Annotated in this window: 14 protein-coding genes; 7 read left to right on the top strand and 7 right to left on the bottom strand. The window is 59.3% G+C overall.

All coding sequences use genetic code 11. The annotated features are described in order from the left end of the window. Window positions 1-47: 47 nt before the first annotated feature. The 3 genes from dksA to thpR form a co-directional block, all read right to left on the bottom strand. Window positions 48-503 (bottom strand): RNA polymerase-binding protein DksA, encoded by a 456-nt coding sequence (dksA, locus tag OK412_RS14350; protein ID WP_010254035.1) that lies wholly within the window; start codon window positions 501-503, stop codon window positions 48-50. 247 nt (window positions 504-750) lie between these two features. Further along, window positions 751-1,455, bottom strand: coding sequence for a DNA/RNA nuclease SfsA (gene sfsA / locus OK412_RS14345; RefSeq protein WP_033756614.1), 705 nt, complete (start codon window positions 1,453-1,455; stop codon window positions 751-753). Then, a complete protein-coding gene (thpR, locus tag OK412_RS14340; RefSeq protein WP_264353271.1) occupies window positions 1,433-1,990 on the bottom strand; it encodes an RNA 2',3'-cyclic phosphodiesterase in 558 nt (185 codons plus the stop codon). Before thpR ends, sfsA begins: the two co-directional genes overlap by 23 nt. A 36-nt stretch (window positions 1,991-2,026) precedes the next feature. Here thpR and hrpB point away from each other — a divergent pair, with 36 nt between their 5' ends. The 6 genes from hrpB to fhuB all read left to right on the top strand — a co-directional run bounded on the left by hrpB (window position 2,027) and on the right by fhuB (window position 13,255). Beyond that, complete coding sequence (gene hrpB / locus OK412_RS14335) at window positions 2,027-4,510, top strand: ATP-dependent helicase HrpB (protein ID WP_264353270.1); 2,484 nt, start codon at window positions 2,027-2,029, stop codon at window positions 4,508-4,510. Between the two features lie 98 nt (window positions 4,511-4,608). Further along, entirely contained in the window at window positions 4,609-7,149 is a 2,541-nt protein-coding gene (gene mrcB / locus OK412_RS14330) for a bifunctional glycosyl transferase/transpeptidase (protein WP_264353269.1), read from the top strand. 199 nt (window positions 7,150-7,348) lie between these two features. Continuing rightward, window positions 7,349-9,553 (top strand): ferrichrome porin FhuA, encoded by a 2,205-nt coding sequence (fhuA, locus tag OK412_RS14325; protein WP_264353268.1) that lies wholly within the window; start codon window positions 7,349-7,351, stop codon window positions 9,551-9,553. 39 nt (window positions 9,554-9,592) lie between these two features. Then, entirely contained in the window at window positions 9,593-10,387 is a 795-nt protein-coding gene (gene fhuC, locus OK412_RS14320) for a Fe3+-hydroxamate ABC transporter ATP-binding protein FhuC (RefSeq protein WP_010254053.1), read from the top strand. Window positions 10,388-10,397: 10 nt separating this feature from the next. After that, window positions 10,398-11,276, top strand: a complete 879-nt coding sequence (fhuD, locus tag OK412_RS14315) for a Fe(3+)-hydroxamate ABC transporter substrate-binding protein FhuD (RefSeq protein ID WP_022625447.1) — start codon at window positions 10,398-10,400, stop codon at window positions 11,274-11,276. Continuing rightward, the gene (gene fhuB, locus OK412_RS14310) at window positions 11,276-13,255 is read left to right on the top strand and encodes a Fe(3+)-hydroxamate ABC transporter permease FhuB (RefSeq protein ID WP_264353267.1); all 1,980 of its coding nucleotides are present in this window, start codon (window positions 11,276-11,278) and stop codon (window positions 13,253-13,255) included. Before fhuD ends, fhuB begins: the two co-directional genes overlap by 1 nt. A 333-nt stretch (window positions 13,256-13,588) precedes the next feature. Here fhuB and hemL read toward each other — a convergent pair whose 3' ends face one another. Continuing rightward, complete coding sequence (hemL, locus tag OK412_RS14305) at window positions 13,589-14,869, bottom strand: glutamate-1-semialdehyde 2,1-aminomutase (protein WP_264353266.1); 1,281 nt, start codon at window positions 14,867-14,869, stop codon at window positions 13,589-13,591. 203 nt (window positions 14,870-15,072) lie between these two features. On the opposite strand from hemL, the gene erpA reads away from it, so the two are divergent. Next, window positions 15,073-15,420 carry an iron-sulfur cluster insertion protein ErpA gene (gene erpA / locus OK412_RS14300; RefSeq protein ID WP_010254064.1) on the top strand — a complete coding sequence of 116 codons (348 nt, stop codon included), beginning with the start codon at window positions 15,073-15,075 and terminating at the stop codon, window positions 15,418-15,420. Window positions 15,421-15,450: 30 nt separating this feature from the next. Here erpA and OK412_RS14295 read toward each other — a convergent pair whose 3' ends face one another. The 3 genes from OK412_RS14295 to mtnN all read right to left on the bottom strand — a co-directional run bounded on the left by OK412_RS14295 (window position 15,451) and on the right by mtnN (window position 17,311). Next, on the bottom strand, window positions 15,451-15,702 hold the full coding sequence (locus OK412_RS14295; RefSeq protein WP_010254068.1) for a hypothetical protein: 252 nt from the start codon (window positions 15,700-15,702) through the stop codon (window positions 15,451-15,453). 123 nt (window positions 15,703-15,825) lie between these two features. Next, window positions 15,826-16,620, bottom strand: coding sequence for a vitamin B12 ABC transporter substrate-binding protein BtuF (gene btuF / locus OK412_RS14290; protein ID WP_045140762.1), 795 nt, complete (start codon window positions 16,618-16,620; stop codon window positions 15,826-15,828). After that, window positions 16,613-17,311, bottom strand: a complete 699-nt coding sequence (mtnN, locus tag OK412_RS14285) for a 5'-methylthioadenosine/S-adenosylhomocysteine nucleosidase (protein ID WP_010254075.1) — start codon at window positions 17,309-17,311, stop codon at window positions 16,613-16,615. Before mtnN ends, btuF begins: the two co-directional genes overlap by 8 nt. Window positions 17,312-17,398 lie beyond the last annotated feature (87 nt).

The following is a 17,398-nucleotide window of genomic DNA, read 5'->3' as shown; positions in this document are numbered from 1 at the left end:
ACAAAACAGCAGTTGTTCCACTGCGTGGTAACAGGCTGGACGCGGCATCAGCCGGCCATTTGTTTCTCACGAATTTCTGCTAACGTCTTACAGTCGATGCAGAGATCGGCAGTAGGACGGGCTTCGAGACGGCGGATACCAATCTCAACGCCACAGGAATCGCAATAGCCGAAGTCGTCATCTTCAACTTTCTTCAGCGTCTTCTCGATCTTTTTGATCAGTTTACGTTCGCGATCGCGGTTACGCAGCTCCAGGCTGAACTCCTCTTCCTGCGCGGCACGGTCAACCGGGTCCGGGAAGTTAGCGGCTTCATCCTGCATATGAGAAACGGTACGATCGACTTCGTCCCGTAATTGATTACGCCAGGCTTCCAGAATCTTGCGAAAATGGGTCAGCTGCGCATCATTCATATACTCTTCGCCAGGCTTCACCTGATAAGGTTCGACGCCAGCAATAGAGAGAATACTCAGGGACGATGTTTTACGGTTTTGACCTTCTTGCATGTTGCTTCTCCTGGATAACACGCACTATACCCTTCGAATTTCGTCTCGCAGGGGCCTTGCTGCCAGCCTGCATTTGACGTCTGCGGGGTACATCGATCCCCCATTGGGGAAAAAAACAGGCCGCTATAAATAACAGAAGCAGTCAGGGTTGGCAATTCTTCATGAACACACCTTGACAAGCCTGTGAGGAACAGCGTAATTGGCCCTTAGCTCAGAACATTCTTAACACATAAAATTGCAAAAGATATTACAAGGTTACGTTGATCGGCGATTTAAGAAACATTCCCTCCGCCGATAAGTCTGCCTGATACGCTAAAACCTCTACGCCCTCCTGCTGCGCCTGAGCCAGTTGTTCTGCATACGCCACATCAATGTGACGTGCCGGAGAAACGTCCTCAATCCCCGAGTGCAAAACGGCAAACAACAAAACGGCCCGATGACCCTCTGCCGCAACTGTTGCCAGTTCACGCAGGTGTTTCTGTCCTCGAATCGTCACCGCATCCGGAAAATACCCTTTTCCTTCATGTAGAAGGGTTACGGATTTCACCTCAATATAGCAGTTGCGCCGGGCCTCTGCTTTGAGCAGGAAATCAATTCTGCTTTTTTCAGTGCCATATCTCACTTCCGCCTGACGATGCGTATAACCGGCCAGCGCCGGCAGCCGTTCCTGCTCCAGCGCCTCAGCCACCAGTTGGTTGGCGCGCAGCGTATTCACGCAGATCCAGTGGCCCTGTTGCGTTTCGGTCAGCTCCCAGCTGTGGGGGTATTTGCGCGTCAGGCTATCGGACGTCGAATACCAGACCCGATCGCCCGGCGTGGCGCAGCCGGTCATGGCGCCGGTATTGGCGCAGTGAATCGTCAGAACGTCGCCCTCTGGCGTCACCACATCGGCCAAAAAACGTTTGTAACGGGCAATCAGACGGGCGGGTTTAAGGGGCGGAGAGAAGTGCATGTGGATCCTGAGAATGTAATGGCCAGCTAGCCAGGGCGCGATAGCGGGTGCGGCCCCGGGCATATTCAGAGGCGAACAGAGAAAAGGTAGAGACGCGAAAACGCCAGTGAAAGCCGCGCGGCGGTAACGTCACCGGCTGCGTGGCGTGGCGTAACAGCGTGATGTGCGGATGAAACGGCTGGGGGCTCTGGTAACAGCCATGCCGGGCGGCCTGGGCCCGCAGCAGGCTGGCGAGCTGCAACAGACCGCGTGGCGCGCGCTGGCAGCCGAGCCAGACCACGCCGGGGCGCGGCCAGTGTCCGGCATCATCCAGGTCGAGATCAAAACCGGGCTGCACAATACGGGAGGCCAGCGTCTGCAGGCGCTGTGAGGTTTCCGGCGCAACTTCACCCAGAAACGCCAGCGTCAGGTGCAGATTCGCCGCGACCACCGGCTGGCCCGCCTCCGCAGGAAAGGTATCGACCCGCCAGCGCACCAGCTCTTGCTGCATCTCGTCAGGCAGGCTGATGGCAAAAAATAAGCGTTGTGTCGCCATGGCGCTCTCCGGCAAATATCACGGATGGATGCTACAATGCGCGCCATCTTAGCACAGGCAGAAGCGGAGTTTGCTGTGAGCGATTTACCGGTCAGCGCGGTGCTGCCTGACATTTTGGCGGCGCTGAGTGACGCCCCACAAATCCTGCTGGCTGCACCAACCGGCGCGGGCAAATCGACCTGGCTGCCGCTGCAGTTGTTACAGCAGGCGGCGCTGCCGGGACGGATCATCATGCTGGAGCCACGTCGGCTGGCGGCGCGTAATGTGGCGCAGCGGCTGGCGGAGCAACTCGGCGAGCAGCCGGGTGGCACGGTGGGATTCCGGATGCGTGGCGAAAGCTGCGTCGGGCCACAGACCCGGCTGGAAGTGGTGACCGAAGGCATGCTCACGCGCATGCTTCAGCACGACCCGATGCTGGAAGGCGTGTCGTTGGTGATCCTGGATGAATTTCACGAGCGCAGCCTGCAGGCCGATCTGGCGCTGGCGCTGCTGCTTGATGTGCAGCAGGGGCTGCGCGACGACCTTAAAATCATGCTGATGTCCGCCACGCTGGACAACGCCCGGCTGGCGGCGCTGCTGCCGGATGCGCCACTGATTGTCTCAGAAGGGCGCAGCTATCCGGTTGAGCGGCGTTACGCGTCACTGAATCAGAATGTGCGTTTTGAAGAGGCGGTCGCGCGTGAAGTCGCCCAGCTGCTGCGGGATGAGAGCGGTTCGCTGCTGCTGTTTCTGCCGGGTGTGGCGGAGATCGAACGGGTGAAGCGCGAGCTGGAATCACGCATCAGTGACGACGTTGATCTGACGCCGCTCTATGGCGCACTGCCGCTGGCGGCGCAGCGCCGGGCAATTCTGCCTGCCGCCGACGGCCGCCGCAAAGTGGTGCTTGCCACCAATATCGCCGAAACCAGCCTGACCATTGAGGGGATTCGGCTGGTGGTCGACAGTGCGCTGGAACGCAGCGCACTGTTTGATGCCCGCAGCGGCGTGACGCGTCTGCAGACCCAGCGAGTCAGCCAGGCATCGATGATCCAGCGAGCGGGTCGCGCCGGGCGACTGATGCCGGGGCTATGCCTGCATCTGGTGCCGCAGGAGCAGGCATCACGAGCGGCGGCGCAGAGTGAACCGGAAATCGTTAACAGCGATCTCTCGTCGCTGTGGCTGGATCTGCTGCAGTGGGGCTGTACCCAGCCGCAACAGCTGCAGTGGCTGGACCAGCCGCCCGCCAGAAATCTGGATGCGGCGCAGCAGCAGCTGACCCGACTGGGAGCACTGGACAACAACGGCCTGCTCAACACGCTGGGACGGCGCATGGCGCAGCTGGGATGCGATCCCCGACTCGCCGCCATACTGTGTGCCGCAGGCGATGAGCCGGATGCGGTCGCCAGCGCCGCGCTGCTGGTGGCGATTCTGGAAGATCCTCCCCGCAGCGGCAGCGCCGACCTGCGTGATGCGCTGCATCGGCCGCAGGCGCAATGGCAGCGGCGGGCGCAGCAGTGGCAGCAGCGGCTTAAAATCCGTGGCGGGCGCATCGATGAAGATCGTTTCGCCGGATTGCTGGCGGTGGGCTTTGGCGATCGGCTGGCGCGGCGACGCGATCAGAGTGGTCGCTATCAGCTGGCCAACGGGCTGGGCGCCAGACTCGATGAGCAGGATGGCCTGACGCGTAATGAATGGCTGATTGCGCCTGCTCTGTTGCAGGGCAGTGCCACACCGGATGCCCGGATGTTGCTGGCACTGCCGGTCGATATTGAAACGCTGTGCCAGCAGCAGCCCGCCCTGATTGAGCGCCGGACCGAAGTGGAATGGGACGAAGAGAAAGGCACGCTGCGTGCTTTCAGACGTGAGCAGATTGGCGCGCTGATACTGAAAACCCAGCCGATGGCGCGCCCGGAACCGGAGGTGCTGCACGCGGCCATGCTGCGCTGGATCGCCGAAAAAGGTCTGTCGGTACTGGGCTGGACGCCGGAGGCCGAACAGCTGCGCCTGCGCATCCAGTGTGCGGCCCGGTGGCTGCCGGAAGAGAGCTGGCCCGCGACCGACGATGAAACCCTGCTTGAGAGCCTGCCGCAGTGGCTGTTGCCGCAGATGTCAGCGGTACGCGATCTCCGCAGCCTGCAGGCGGTGAACCTGACCACGGCACTCTTACATTTACTCACATGGTCACAGCGTCAGCGGCTGGATACTGTGCTGCCAACTCATTACACTGTGCCCACCGGAAGCCGGCTGCCAATCCGCTACGATGCGGAGAAGCCGCCCGCGCTGGCGGTAAGGATTCAGGAGATGTTTGGCGAAGCGCAGAATCCCACCGTAGCGGAAGGACGTATTCCGCTGGTGCTGGAGCTGTTATCGCCCGCCCAGCGCCCGTTGCAGATCACCCGCGATCTGGCGGCGTTCTGGCGCGGTGCCTGGCCGGAGGTCAGGAAAGAGATGAAGGGACGTTATCCTAAACATCCCTGGCCCGAGGATCCGGCCACCGCCTTGCCAACAAGGCGAACCAAAAAAATGTCCCCGCAGGGTTGAGTCCGCTGGATCGAATTCAGAGGGTTCTGCCATGCGGCACGCGAGAAAGCAGTTAGAGTAGCGGCGCTGCCGTAAGCACTGCCTGGAGAAGAAAAGTAATGTCTGGGAACGATCGCGAACCAATAGGGCGCAAAGGTAAACCGTTGCCGCCGCGCAGCAGTGCGGGCCGGGGACGACGCAGGGATATCGAACAGGATATCGATCAGGACGATTTTAATGATGACGAGGAGGAAGCGCCGGTGCCACGTAAAGGTAAAGGTGGAAAACCGCCGCGCGGCAAACGCCGTTGGCTGGGATGGGTAATCAAACTGTTCCTGGTGTTTGTGGTGGTCATGGCCGCGTGGGGCATCTACCTCGACTCGGAAATTCGCAGCCGGATTGACGGTAAAGTGTGGCAACTGCCCGCCACCGTCTATGGCCGCATGGTCAGCCTGGAACCCGGCATGGCCTACAACAAAAGTGAAATGGTAGCGCTGCTGGAAGGTACTCAGTATCGCGAAGTCTCCCGTATTACCCGCCCTGGCGAGTTTTCGGTGAAGGGCAACACCATCGATCTGCTGCGTCGCCCGTTTGATTTCCCCGACAGTAAAGAGGGGCAGATCCACGCGCGCATGAGCTTCAGTAAAGATGAGCTGAGCGAGATTAAAAACCTCGAAACCGGTCGTGATTTTGGCTTTTTCCGCCTCGATCCGCGCCTGATCACCATGCTGCAGTCGCCGAACGGTGAACAGCGACTCTTCGTACCGCGCGCCGGTTTCCCGGATCTGCTGGTCGATACGCTGATCGCCACCGAAGATCGCCATTTCTATGAGCATGATGGCATCAGCCCTTACTCCATCGGCCGCGCCTTCCTGGCGAACATCACGGCCGGGAAAGCGGTGCAGGGCGGCAGTACGCTGACGCAGCAGCTGGTGAAGAACCTGTTCCTCACCAACGAGCGTTCGCTGTGGCGTAAAGCGCGTGAAGCTTACATGGCGGTGATCATGGATGCGCGCTACAGCAAAGATCGCATCCTGGAGCTCTACCTGAACGAGGTCTATCTCGGTCAGGCTGGCAGCGATCAGATCCGCGGTTTCCCGCTGGCCAGCCTCTACTACTTTGGCCGTCCGGTTGATGAGCTGAGTCTGGATCAGCAGGCGATGCTGGTCGGCATGGTGAAAGGCGCGTCGCTCTATAATCCGTGGCGTAACCCGAAACTGGCGCTGGAACGACGCAACCTAGTGCTGCGCCTGTTGCAGCAGCAGAAAGTAATCGACCAGGAGCTGTATGACATGCTGTCGGCCCGTCCGCTGGGCGTGCAGCCGAAAGGCGGCGTGATTACGCCGCAGCCGGCCTTTATGCAGATGGTGCGTAACGAGCTTCAGGCGAAACTGGGCGACAAGGTGAAAGATCTCTCCGGGGTGAAAATCTTCACCACGCTGGATCCGGTGTCGCAGGATGCGGCCGAAAAGGCGGTGATCGATGGCATTCCGACGCTGAAAAAACAGCGTGGTCTGAAAGATCTGGAAACCGCGATGGTGGTGGTTGACCGTTTCAGCGGCGAAGTCCGCGCTATGGTCGGCGGTGCCGATCCGCAGTATGCCGGTTACAACCGTGCGCTGCAGGCACGCCGCTCTATCGGCTCACTGGCGAAACCGGCGACTTACCTGACCGCGCTGAGTCAGCCAAACAGCTACCGGCTGAACAGCTGGATCGCCGATGAACCGATTGCGCTGAAACAGCCAAACGGCAGCATCTGGAAACCGATGAACGACGATCGTCGCTTCAGCGGCAAAGTGATGCTGGTGGATGCGCTGACCAACTCAATGAACGTGCCGACCGTAAACCTCGGCATGACGCTGGGGCTGGATGCGGTAGTGGATACCTGGAACAAACTGGGCGTGCCGAAAGAGCAGCTGCATCCGGTGCCATCGATGCTGCTGGGTGCCTTAAACCTGACGCCGGTTGAAGTGGCTCAGGCGTTCCAGTCGATTGCCAGCGGCGGCAACCGCGCGTCGCTGTCAGCGGTGCGTTCGGTGATTGCGGAAGATGGCAGCGTGCTCTATCAGAGCTATCCGCAGGCGCAGCGTGTTGAGCCGGCGCAGGCCGCTTATCTGACGCTCTACACCATGCAACAGGTAGCTGACCACGGTACCGCCCGTGCGCTGGGCGCGCGTTTCCCGAATGCGCATCTGGCGGGCAAAACCGGTACCACCAACGATCTGGTGGACAGCTGGTTTGCCGGTATTGATGGCAAAGAAGTGGCGATCACCTGGGTGGGACGTGATAACAACCAGCCGACCAAACTCTATGGTGCCAGCGGCGCGATGCAGCTCTACCGTCGCTACCTGGACATTCAGGCCCCGATGCCGTTACAGCTGACGCCGCCGGAAGATGTGTCGCTGATGAATGTGGATTCTGCCGGTAACTTTGTCTGCGGCACGGGCAGCAGTACCTGGCGTTCTCTGCCGGTGTGGGCGCTGGATCCGAATGCGCTGTGTCAGCAACAGCAGCAGCAGGTTCAGCAGCAACAACAGCTCTTCGATCAGCAGCAGCAACAACAGCAGCAGCCGCAACAACCGGCCCAGCAACAGCAACATCAGGAGCAGAAAGATAGCGACGGCGTAGCAGGGTGGATAAAAGATATGTTTGGCAAATAAATCAGTCAGACAGGTTAAAAAGGGCGCTTCGGCGCCCTTTTTTTGTTCCTGATCAATACGCGTCAATCGGCCTGCAAACGGCGTCACTACTGGGATTTCTTCTTGCAGTGCCTGCTGAATTTCGCATATTATCTAAGCGTTATAATAATCATTATCGTTTCGATTCGCCTGCCTGAGCCTATTGTTAAGAGACACTTTTATGAATGCGCGAACGACTTTTTCTGACAACACCAAAAAAACATTTTCCCGACCGCTTCTGGGCATCATGATCACACTGAGCCTGAGCTCCTCTCTTTACGCCGCACAGGCGGAGACGATGGTCGTCTCGGCTGATGGCGGCAGCGGCGTCGAGGCGGAAAGCGCCTGGGGACCGGCGCCCACCGTGGCAGCGAAACGCAGCGCCACCGGGACCAAAACTGATACCCCCATTGAAAAAAATCCGCAGTCCATCTCCGTGGTCACCCGTGAAGAGATGGAGATGCGTAACGTAACCAGCGTGAAAGGGGCGTTTAACTACACGCCTGGCGTGCTGACCGGTAACCGGGGCAGCTCAGACGTGATTGATGCGCTGTCGATTCGCGGTTTCAGCGAAACCAACATCAATCAGTATCTGGATGGTCTGAAACTGCAGGGTGACAACTACTCTGAGTTTGCCATCGATCCCTACTTCCTGGAACGCGCTGAACTGCTGCGCGGCCCGGTTTCGGTGCTTTACGGTAAGAGCAATCCCGGCGGCGTGGTCTCGCTGGTGAGTAAGCGTCCGACCCAGGAAACGCTGCGCGAAGTGCAGTTCCAGATGGGCAACGATAACCTCTTCTCGACCGGCTTTGACTTTGGCGGCGCGCTGGACGACGACGGCGTCTACAGCTATCGCCTGACCGGCCAGGCGCGCAGTCAGGATGCGCAGCAGGCGATGAACAAAGAGAAGCGCTACACCATCGCACCGGCTTTCAGCTGGCGTCCCGACGATCGCACCCGCATTGACCTGCTGACCTATTTCCAGAACGAGCCAGAAACCGGTTATTACGGCTGGCTGCCGCGTCAGGGCACGGTGGTACCGATCACCCGCGCCGATGGCAGCCAGTACAAACTGCCAACCAACTTTGATGAAGGCGAGCAGAGCAACAAGATTTCACGCAACACCAAAATGGTCGGTTATAACGCCGAGCACAGCTTTAACGACACCTGGACGCTGCGCCAGAACCTGCGTTATGCCGACCTGCGCACCGATTACCGCAGCATTTATGGCAATGGTTTCCTGCCGGCGACTCAGGAAATCACGCGCGGTTCGGCGGTTTCAGAAGAGAAACTCAACCAACTGGCGGTCGATACCCAGGCGCAGGCGAAATTCGCCACCGGCCAGGTTGATCATACGCTGCTGCTGGGCGTGGACTTCCAGCGTACCCGCAATGATATCGATGCACAGTTTGGCACTGCCTCCAGCCTGAATGCGGTTAATCCGCAATATGGCGATAACAGCGTAACGCCATTTGCCGATCCCTATCAGCATCTCAACAAACAGCGTCAGACCGGCCTCTATGCTCAGGACCAGATGGAGTGGAACCGCTGGGTGCTGACGCTGGGTGGCCGCTACGACTATGCCATGAACTCGGTTTACGATCGGGTAGCGGATAGCGTTGATCGCCAGAACGATCAGGCCTTTACCTGGCGCGGCGGCCTGAACTATGTGTTTGATAATGGCATCGCGCCTTACTTCAGCTACAGCGAAGCCTTTATTCCGAATGCAGGTTCGACCTATGAGGGTCAGGCATTTGATCCGTCACGTGCTAAGCAGTATGAAGCGGGCGTGAAGTATGTGCCGAAAGATCGTCCGGTGGTGCTCACCGCCGCGCTTTATCAGCTGACCAAAACCAAGAACCTGACTGCCGATCCCGATCCAAACAGAGCTTTTTTCAGCGTTCAGAGCGGTGAAATCCGGTCACGGGGCGTAGAGCTGGAAGCTAAAGCGGCGCTGAATGCCAACGTTAACCTGACGGCGTCCTACACCTACACCGATGCGGAATATACCGAAGACACCCAGCTCAAAGGCAAAACACCGGTGCAGGTGCCGAAACATATGGCCTCACTGTGGAGCGACTACACCTTCCACGAAACCGCTTTGTCAGGCGTGACGATCGGCGCGGGTGTGCGTTATGTCGGTGAGAGTCAGGGCCTTTACAGCACTGGCACTGAGCAGAACCAGAACTTTAAAGTTGCCGGTTACACCACGGTGGATGCGGCGCTGAAATATGATCTGGGTCGTTTCGGTTTGCCGGGTTCGACTGTGGGCGTCAACGTTAACAATCTGTTTGACCGCGACTACGTCGCCAGCTGCTATCGTGAATACGCCTGCTACTGGGGTGCGGAGCGCCAGATTGTCGGCACCGCAACCTTCAGATTCTGATTTAACCGGGCGCTTCGGCGCCCGTTCACAGGGATAACCATGCCGTATCCGCACGCAGAAGAGGCGACCTTTACGCTGAAAAACGCCAGTTTTGAAGTGCCGGGCCGGACGCTCCTTCAGCCACTGTCGCTGACCTTTCCGCCGGGAAAAGTGACCGGGCTGATCGGTCACAACGGCTCGGGCAAATCAACACTGTTAAAAATGCTGGGTCGTCACCACGCGGCCAGCAGCGGAGAGGTGCTGTTGAATCAGCAGCCCGTCGGACGCTGGAACAGCAAAGCCTTTGCCCGTCAGGTGGCCTATCTGCCGCAGCAGTTACCGGCAGCCGAAGGGATGACGGTGCGTGAACTGGTGGCGATTGGCCGCTATCCCTGGCACGGCGCGCTGGGGCGCTTTGGTCAGGAAGATCGCGACCGGGTAGAGGATGCGATTGCCCAGGTCGGGCTTAATGCCTTTGCCGGACGGCTGGTAGATAGCCTGTCGGGCGGCGAGCGTCAGCGCGCCTGGCTGGCGATGATGGTGGCGCAGAACAGCCGCTGTCTGCTGCTGGATGAACCGACGTCGGCACTGGATATTGCCCATCAGGTTGAGGTGCTGGCGTTGATAAAAGCGCTGAGCCAGCAGCGCGGCTTAACCGTGATTGCGGTGCTGCACGATATCAATATGGCAGCACGCTACTGCGATCATCTGGTGGCGCTGCGTCAGGGCGCGATGATTGCCGAAGGAGACGCAGAGGCGATTATGCAGGCTGAGGTGCTCGGTGCGATTTATGGCATTCCGATGGGCATTTTACCGCACCCGCAGGGCGGCGCGCCGGTCAGTTTTGTCTGTTAAGGAGAGGATGATGCCCGATCTTAATCGCCGCCGACTGATGCTGGCGCTGGCAGTCTCTCCGCTGTTTTGTGCGCTTCCCCTGCGTGCCGCCACGCCAAATCCGGGTCGGATTATTGCACTGGAGTGGTTACCCACCGAACTGCTGATAGCACTAGGCGTCACGCCCTGGGGCGTGGCCGATCTGCACAACTACAACATCTGGGTAGGGGAGCCGCCGCTGCCTGAAGGCGTGATCGATGTAGGTCTGCGCACTGAACCCAATCTTGAGCTGATGGCGCAAATGCAGCCGTCGCTGATCCTCTGCTCCAACGGCTACGGCCCGCCTAAAGAGAAACTGACGCGCATCGCGCCCATTATGGGCTTCGACCTCCACAGCGGCGACGGGAAACCTCTCACTGCCGCGCGCGCATCGCTGCGTCAGCTGGCGGCGCGCCTTGGATTAAGCGCGCGAGCGGAACAGCATCTGCGCGAGGTCGATGATCAGCTGGCGGCGGCGCGCCAGCGGCTGGCTCCCTATGCCGGACGTACTATCCTGCTGATGTCGCTGCTCGACAGTCGTCACGCCATTACCTTCGGCAAAAACAGTCTGTTTCTGGAAGTGATGACTCTGCTGGGCCTGAAAAATGGCTGGCAGGGCGAAACAAATTTCTGGGGCAGCGCGGTGATCGGCATTGAAAAGCTGGCGCAGGTCGGGGATGTGGATGTCATCTGTTTTGATCATGATAACGATGCGGAGATGCAGCAACTGATGCGCAGCCCGCTATGGCAGTCGCTGCCGTTTGTACGCACCGGACGCTTTCAGCGCGTCCCGGCCGTCTGGTATTACGGTGCGACGCTCTCGGCGCTGCACTTTGTTCGCGTGCTGGAACGCGCGCTGGAGACGCACTGATGCGCCATGCTCTGTTTCCCGCAGGCCTCCTCAGCCTGCTGTTTCTGCTGGCGCTCAGCCTGACGCTGGTCAATCTGCATCAGGCGTTGCCACAGGCTGAATGGTGGCAGGCACTCTGGTCACCGGTGGTCGATAGCCTGCCGCAGATGGTGTTTCACTACAGCCTGCTGCCGCGCACGGTACTGGCGCTGCTGGTGGGTGCCGGGCTGGGCTTAGCCGGTCTGCTGTTTCAGCAGATATTGCGTAATCCGCTGGCGGAGCCAACCACGCTGGGCGTCTCTTCCGGTGCACAGCTGGGCATTACCGTGGCAACACTGTGGCATCTGCCGGGCGGGGCGCTGACACAGCAGTTTGCCGCGCTCAGTGGCGCGCTGCTGGTGGGGGCGCTGGTGTTTGGTGTGGCCTGGGGCAAACGTCTGTCGCCGGTGACGCTGATTCTGGCCGGGCTGGTGCTGAGCCTTTACAGCGGCGCGGTGAATCAAATCTTCGCTATCTTCAATCACGATCAGCTGCAGAACATGTTTCTGTGGAGCACCGGCGCGCTGAATCAGATGAGCTGGGAAAATGTGCAGCAACTCTGGCCGCGCCTGCTGCTGGCGTTTGTGCTGGCGCTGGCGCTGCTACGTCCGCTGACGCTGATGGGGCTGGATGATGGCGTAGCGAAAAACCTTGGCCTTGCGCTCTCCGTGGCGCGTGTCGGTGGCCTCGGGCTGGCGATCCTGCTCAGCGCACAGCTGGTCAACGTCGCCGGTATCATCGGCTTTATCGGGCTGTTTGCGCCGCTGCTGGCGAAGATGCTGGGTGGACGACGGCTCATCACCCGGATGCTGCTGGCTCCGCTGACTGGCGCGCTGCTGCTGTGGCTGGCGGACAGTTGCGTGTTGTGGCTCAGCACTCACTGGCGCGATATCCCGACCGGCACCGCCACGGCGCTGCTCGGCGTACCGATTCTGCTGTGGCTGCTGCCGCGACTGCGCACCGGTTCGGTGCCGCCCGCGCTGAATCAGGGTGATAAGGTGCCCGTCGAGCGACAGAACCTGCTGCGCTGGGCGCTGACCGGGCTTGCCATCCTGGCACTGCTGGGGTGGGGCGGTCTGGCATTTGGGCGAGATGCGCAGGGCTGGGTCTGGTCTGCGGGTGAGATGCTGCAATCGCTGCTGCCGTGGCGCGCACCGCGCGTGCTGGCCGCGCTGGTGACCGGCCTGATGCTGGGCGTGGCGGGGAGTCTGATTCAGCGGCTGACCGGCAATCCCATGGCCAGCCCGGAAGTGCTGGGCATCAGTTCGGGTGCCGCTTTTGGCGTGGTGATGATGATGTTCTTTGTGCCGGGCGATGCGCTGGCCTGGCTGCTGCCCGCCGGTGCGCTGGGCGCGGCGCTGACGCTGCTGGTGATCATGGCGGTAGCCAGTCGGGGTGGCTTTTCACCTGAACGAATGCTGCTGGCGGGCATGGCGCTTAACAGCGCCTTTGTCACCCTGCTGATGCTACTGCTGGCGAGTGGCGATCCGCGTATGGGCGGGCTGCTGAGCTGGATCTCCGGCTCGACCTATAACATCAGCGGCACTCAGGCGATTCAGAGCGCAGTCTGCGCGCTGGTGCTGGTGTCGCTGGCACCGCTGGCCAGTCGCTGGCTGACGTTGCTGCCGCTGGGAAGCGCTACCGCACGCTCGGCCGGTATGGCGTTGACGCCTGCGCGGCTGAGTCTGCTGCTGCTGGCGGCCGCGCTGACCGCCAGCGCGACACTGACTATCGGTCCGCTGAGTTTTGTCGGACTAATGGCGCCCCATATGGCGCGCATGCTGGGATTCCGGCGGGCGTTGCCGCAACTGCTGCTGTCAGGATTACTGGGGGCGGGATTGATGGTGCTGGCTGACTGGTGCGGACGAATGCTGGCATTCCCGGATCAGATCCCCGCCGGGCTGATGGCGACCTTTTTAGGCGCGCCTTACTTTATCTGGCTGCTGCGGCGTTCAGGTTAAAAAACGACCGGCGCAAACCGGTCTGAGATTATTAACAAAGTCTGGCCCGATTGGCTGTGAGACTGAGCCTGCGAAGGGAACACGGTCAGATCGGAAAGACGCAAAAGCCGTCATCCCTGACACGCTCGGCCCGCGCTATTACGCACCTCATCCTTGAGGTGCGCCCGTAAACGGGCCAACGCTTTGCGTTGTTCAAAAGCGCTCCCGGCGCTTTTGTCCCTGGCGCGGGACGCTTTCCTCCTCTGCCCGTGTTCCCTGCGCGTTGAGTTTTATGTTGCTGTGAGATCCTGGACCGGGTGCCGCTGCCGGTCTTTGCCTCTAACGCTGCCGCAATTACAGCTTCGCGAAACAACAACGCGCGGCGTCGACAGTGCGCTGAATATCCTCTTCGCTGTGCGCCAGCGACATAAAGCCCGCTTCATAGGCTGAAGGCGCAAAGTAAACGCCCTCTTCAAGCATCAGGTGGAAGAAGGTTTTAAAGCGCTCCACATCGCAGCGGGTCACATCGGCGTAACAGGTCACACTGTCAGCATCGGTGAAGAACAGGCCGAACATCCCGCCAACATGGTTAATCACCAGCGGGATATTTTGCTGTTGTGCTGCTTCACGCAGACCCTCTGCCAGCTTGCGGGTCAGGGCATCCAGCTTCTCATGGGTGCCCGGCTGCGCGATCTGCGTCAGGCAGGCGAAACCCGCCGCCATGGCGATTGGGTTACCAGAGAGCGTTCCCGCCTGATAAACCGGACCGGTCGGAGCCAGCGCCGCCATCACTTCGCGACGGCCACCGAACGCACCGACGGGCATTCCGCCACCAATGATTTTCCCAAGGCAGGTCAAATCAGGGCGCACATTGTAATGAGCCTGCGCGCCACCCAGCGCGACACGGAAACCGGTCATCACTTCATCAATAATCAGCAGTGCGCCGAACTCATCACACAGTGAACGCAGACCCGGCAGGAACTCCGGCTGAGGTGGGATGCAGTTCATGTTGCCAGCCACCGGCTCAACGATGATGGCCGCAATCGACTCGGGATATTGCTCAAAAGCGCTGCGCACTGAGTCGAGATCGTTAAAGGTGCAGGTCAGAGTATGTTTAGCGAAATCGGCCGGTACGCCCGGCGAGTTCGGCTGACCCAGTGTTAACGCACCGGAGCCGGCTTTCACCAGCAGATGATCGGCGTGGCCGTGGTAGCAGCCTTCAAACTTGATGATTTTATCGCGGCCGGTAAAGCCACGCGCCAGACGGATAGCGCTCATGGTCGCTTCGGTGCCGGAGTTGACCATCCGCACCATCTCCATGCTCGGCACCAGCTCACACACCAGCTGTGCCATGGTCACTTCCATTTCGGTCGGTGCGCCAAAACTTAAGCCGCGCTGTGCCGCTTCAATCACGGCGTTACGGATCGCCGCGTTGTTATGACCCAGCACCATCGGACCCCATGAGCCGACATAGTCGATATAGGCTTTGCCGTCAGCGTCATAGAGATAGGCGCCATCAGCGTGTTCAATAAACAGCGGAACGCCGCCCACACCGGTAAATGCGCGTACTGGCGAGTTTACCCCACCCGGGATCAGGCGTTGTGCCTCGGCAAACAGTTGTTCGGACTTACTCATTTTCGGCTCCAGCGGTTCATAAAAATATTGCGCCATTCTACGGAAGAGGGGCAGCAGACGAAAGGTGGATTCACCCTCTGTGCCCTTAACAGGAGTGAAAGCGGCACAGAGTGCGAAGGGCAGAGCTTGATTGCGCTGAGGTGCTGGCTGATAATAGCGTAATTAAGGTCGTTTTCTGACCTGGGCGTTTACCGGAGTAAAACATGAGTGATGAAGTAGTAGCACTGCCGTTGCAGTTTACCGACGCCGCAGCCACCAAGGTGAAGAACCTGATTGCCGACGAAGAGAACCCGGCGCTGAAACTTCGCGTCTATATCACCGGTGGCGGTTGCAGTGGTTTCCAGTACGGCTTCACCTTTGATGACCAGATGAATGATGGCGACATGACGATTGAAAAGCAGGGCGTCTCGCTAGTGGTTGATCCGATGAGCCTGCAATATCTGGTGGGCGGTTCAGTGGATTACACGGAAGGTCTGGAAGGCTCACGCTTTATCGTGACCAACCCGAATGCCAAAACCACCTGTGGCTGTGGCTCTTCCTTCAGTATCTGATAATGCAGGCCGTCATACAGACGGCCTCGTTTACCATTCTATTGTGACCAGCCGGTTACTTTGCTTCACACTTCCCTGCGATTGAATCTGGCCGTTTGTTACGCGCGGCTGCGCGCTTGCCTGTCTGCCGCAGTTGATCTGCGGCGCGGGCTGACCGTTAGCCGTGTTGATTTCACAGCGTGAATAGATGACAAGTCTGGCGCCAATAGAGCCATTTATCGATCCTGCAAAGGCAGAACCGGCGATCGACAGCCCTATGGCCAGCAGCAGTGCTCTGGTCATATAAGGTTCCTGGTGTTTTAAAAAAGCGCCGGAGCGCTAAAAGGACGGCGAGCATACGTGGCGCGTTCGTCTCTGGTATTGATCAACGGCAAAAATCGCAGTGACTTTAATCAATTCGCCGATTTATTCATCGGGATGCAGGGCCGCACAGAGTTGCTGCGCGGCCAGCAGCAGTCGCGGGCCTGGCCGGCTAAGCCAGTCCTCGTTGATGGCAATCACCGGTACATCCAGCTGCGGTCGCCAGAACACCCGGATGTTTTCCGCCTGCTGCGCACTGCCACCCGTCACAACGGCCTGAGGATGGCGCATCAGCACCTGCTCACGGCTGACCTGCGGCCAGCTGACGCGGCTGTCAGCAAAGATGTTCCTGCCACCACATAACGTAATAATTTCATTCTGCAGCGTGGCTCTGGCGGCGGTAAACAGGGGCTGCTGACCAAATTGCAAAAAAAGCGGAACCGCAGTCAGATGAGCATAGCGCTGACGCAGCGCGGCTTCCTGCTGACGTAACTGGCGGGCAGCGCGAGTTGCCTGCTCCGGTCTGGGACTCCAGTGGCCCAGATCGGCCAGCGCCGTGAACATCTCATCCAGCGTCAGCGGATCAATCCATTTAACCGGCACGCCGAGCTGCTGTAGCTGGTCAATCTGCCGCTGCGGATTACCGCCTCGCCAGGCTAATACCAGATCCGGCTTAAGCTGCAGAATACGTTCAGCCTTGATGCCCTGCCAGTTTGCGACCTGCTCAATCTGTTTCGCCTGCGGCGGATAGTCGGACCAGGCGCTGACCGCAATCGGGGTAATCCCGGCAGCAAAGGCGAGTTCGGTAAGGTGAGGGGAGAGGGTAATCACGCGTGGCGGGGAAGCCAGCAGGCTGCCGCTTAACAGCAGCAGCCAGCAGAGGAGTCGCGTTTTAGCCACGCGCCAGATGCGCCAGCAGGTTCTCCACCATCAGCGAAGATTGCTTCGCCGCAACGCTTAAGAACTCATCAAAGCTGAGGTGAGATTGCTTATCGGCCACGTCGGAAATGGCGCGGACTACTACAAAAGGCACCTGGAATTGATGACAGACATGGCCGATAGCGGTGGCTTCCATCTCAACGGCAATCGCCTGTGGGAACAGATTACGAATGCGCGCCAGCGGTTCGGCACCATTGATAAAGGCATCACCGCTGACCACCAGACCGCGTACGGCATTCAGATCCAGCTGCTGAATACAGGCTTCTGCAGCGGCGATAAGCTTGCTGTCTGCCACAAACGCGGCCGGACAACCCGCCATCTGACCCGGCTCATAACCAAAAGCGGTGACGTCAGCATCGTGATAACGCACTTCTTCTGACACCACGATATCACCGACGCTGAGCGACGGCGCTAAACCGCCAGCCGAACCGGTGTTGATCACCACATCCGGCTTGCAGAGCTGCAGCAGCAGCGTGGTACCCAGCGCGGCAGAGGTTTTACCAATGCCCGATTTCAGCAGAGCCACCTCAACGCCCTGCAGGGTGCCGGTATAAATTTCACAACCCGCCAGCGACAGCGTTTGACGGTTTTCAATTTTGTCGCGCAGCAGTGTGACTTCCTGCTCCATCGCGCCAATAATGCCTGCTTTCATAGTGAGTTCCGCTAATGTAAAGAATCAAAATTTAGGGCATAGTCTACCATGGCATTCAGGGGATTAATTCACGAAAAAATAAGGGGT

Origin of the sequence: Pantoea sp. JV6, from assembly GCF_025910055.1 — a bacterium.
GTDB lineage: Bacteria > Pseudomonadota > Gammaproteobacteria > Enterobacterales > Enterobacteriaceae > Pantoea > Pantoea agglomerans.
This window is presented reverse-complemented; position numbering and strand designations above follow the sequence as displayed.

What these genes read in the sequence shown, in the direction of transcription:
- fhuC (WP_010254053.1), top strand. Translation starts at nt 9,593, where the DNA reads ATGCCGTATCCGCACGCAGAAGAGGCGACCTTTACGCTGAAAAACGCC.
- hrpB (WP_264353270.1), top strand. Translation starts at nt 2,027, where the DNA reads ATGCGCGCCATCTTAGCACAGGCAGAAGCGGAGTTTGCTGTGAGCGAT.
- OK412_RS14295 (WP_010254068.1), bottom strand. Translation starts at nt 15,702, where the DNA reads ATGACCAGAGCACTGCTGCTGGCCATAGGGCTGTCGATCGCCGGTTCT.
- erpA (WP_010254064.1), top strand. Translation starts at nt 15,073, where the DNA reads ATGAGTGATGAAGTAGTAGCACTGCCGTTGCAGTTTACCGACGCCGCA.
- sfsA (WP_033756614.1), bottom strand. Translation starts at nt 1,455, where the DNA reads ATGCACTTCTCTCCGCCCCTTAAACCCGCCCGTCTGATTGCCCGTTAC.
- fhuD (WP_022625447.1), top strand. Translation starts at nt 10,398, where the DNA reads ATGCCCGATCTTAATCGCCGCCGACTGATGCTGGCGCTGGCAGTCTCT.
- fhuA (WP_264353268.1), top strand. Translation starts at nt 7,349, where the DNA reads ATGAATGCGCGAACGACTTTTTCTGACAACACCAAAAAAACATTTTCC.
- fhuB (WP_264353267.1), top strand. Translation starts at nt 11,276, where the DNA reads ATGCGCCATGCTCTGTTTCCCGCAGGCCTCCTCAGCCTGCTGTTTCTG.
- dksA (WP_010254035.1), bottom strand. Translation starts at nt 503, where the DNA reads ATGCAAGAAGGTCAAAACCGTAAAACATCGTCCCTGAGTATTCTCTCT.
- thpR (WP_264353271.1), bottom strand. Translation starts at nt 1,990, where the DNA reads ATGGCGACACAACGCTTATTTTTTGCCATCAGCCTGCCTGACGAGATG.
- mtnN (WP_010254075.1), bottom strand. Translation starts at nt 17,311, where the DNA reads ATGAAAGCAGGCATTATTGGCGCGATGGAGCAGGAAGTCACACTGCTG.
- mrcB (WP_264353269.1), top strand. Translation starts at nt 4,609, where the DNA reads ATGTCTGGGAACGATCGCGAACCAATAGGGCGCAAAGGTAAACCGTTG.
- hemL (WP_264353266.1), bottom strand. Translation starts at nt 14,869, where the DNA reads ATGAGTAAGTCCGAACAACTGTTTGCCGAGGCACAACGCCTGATCCCG.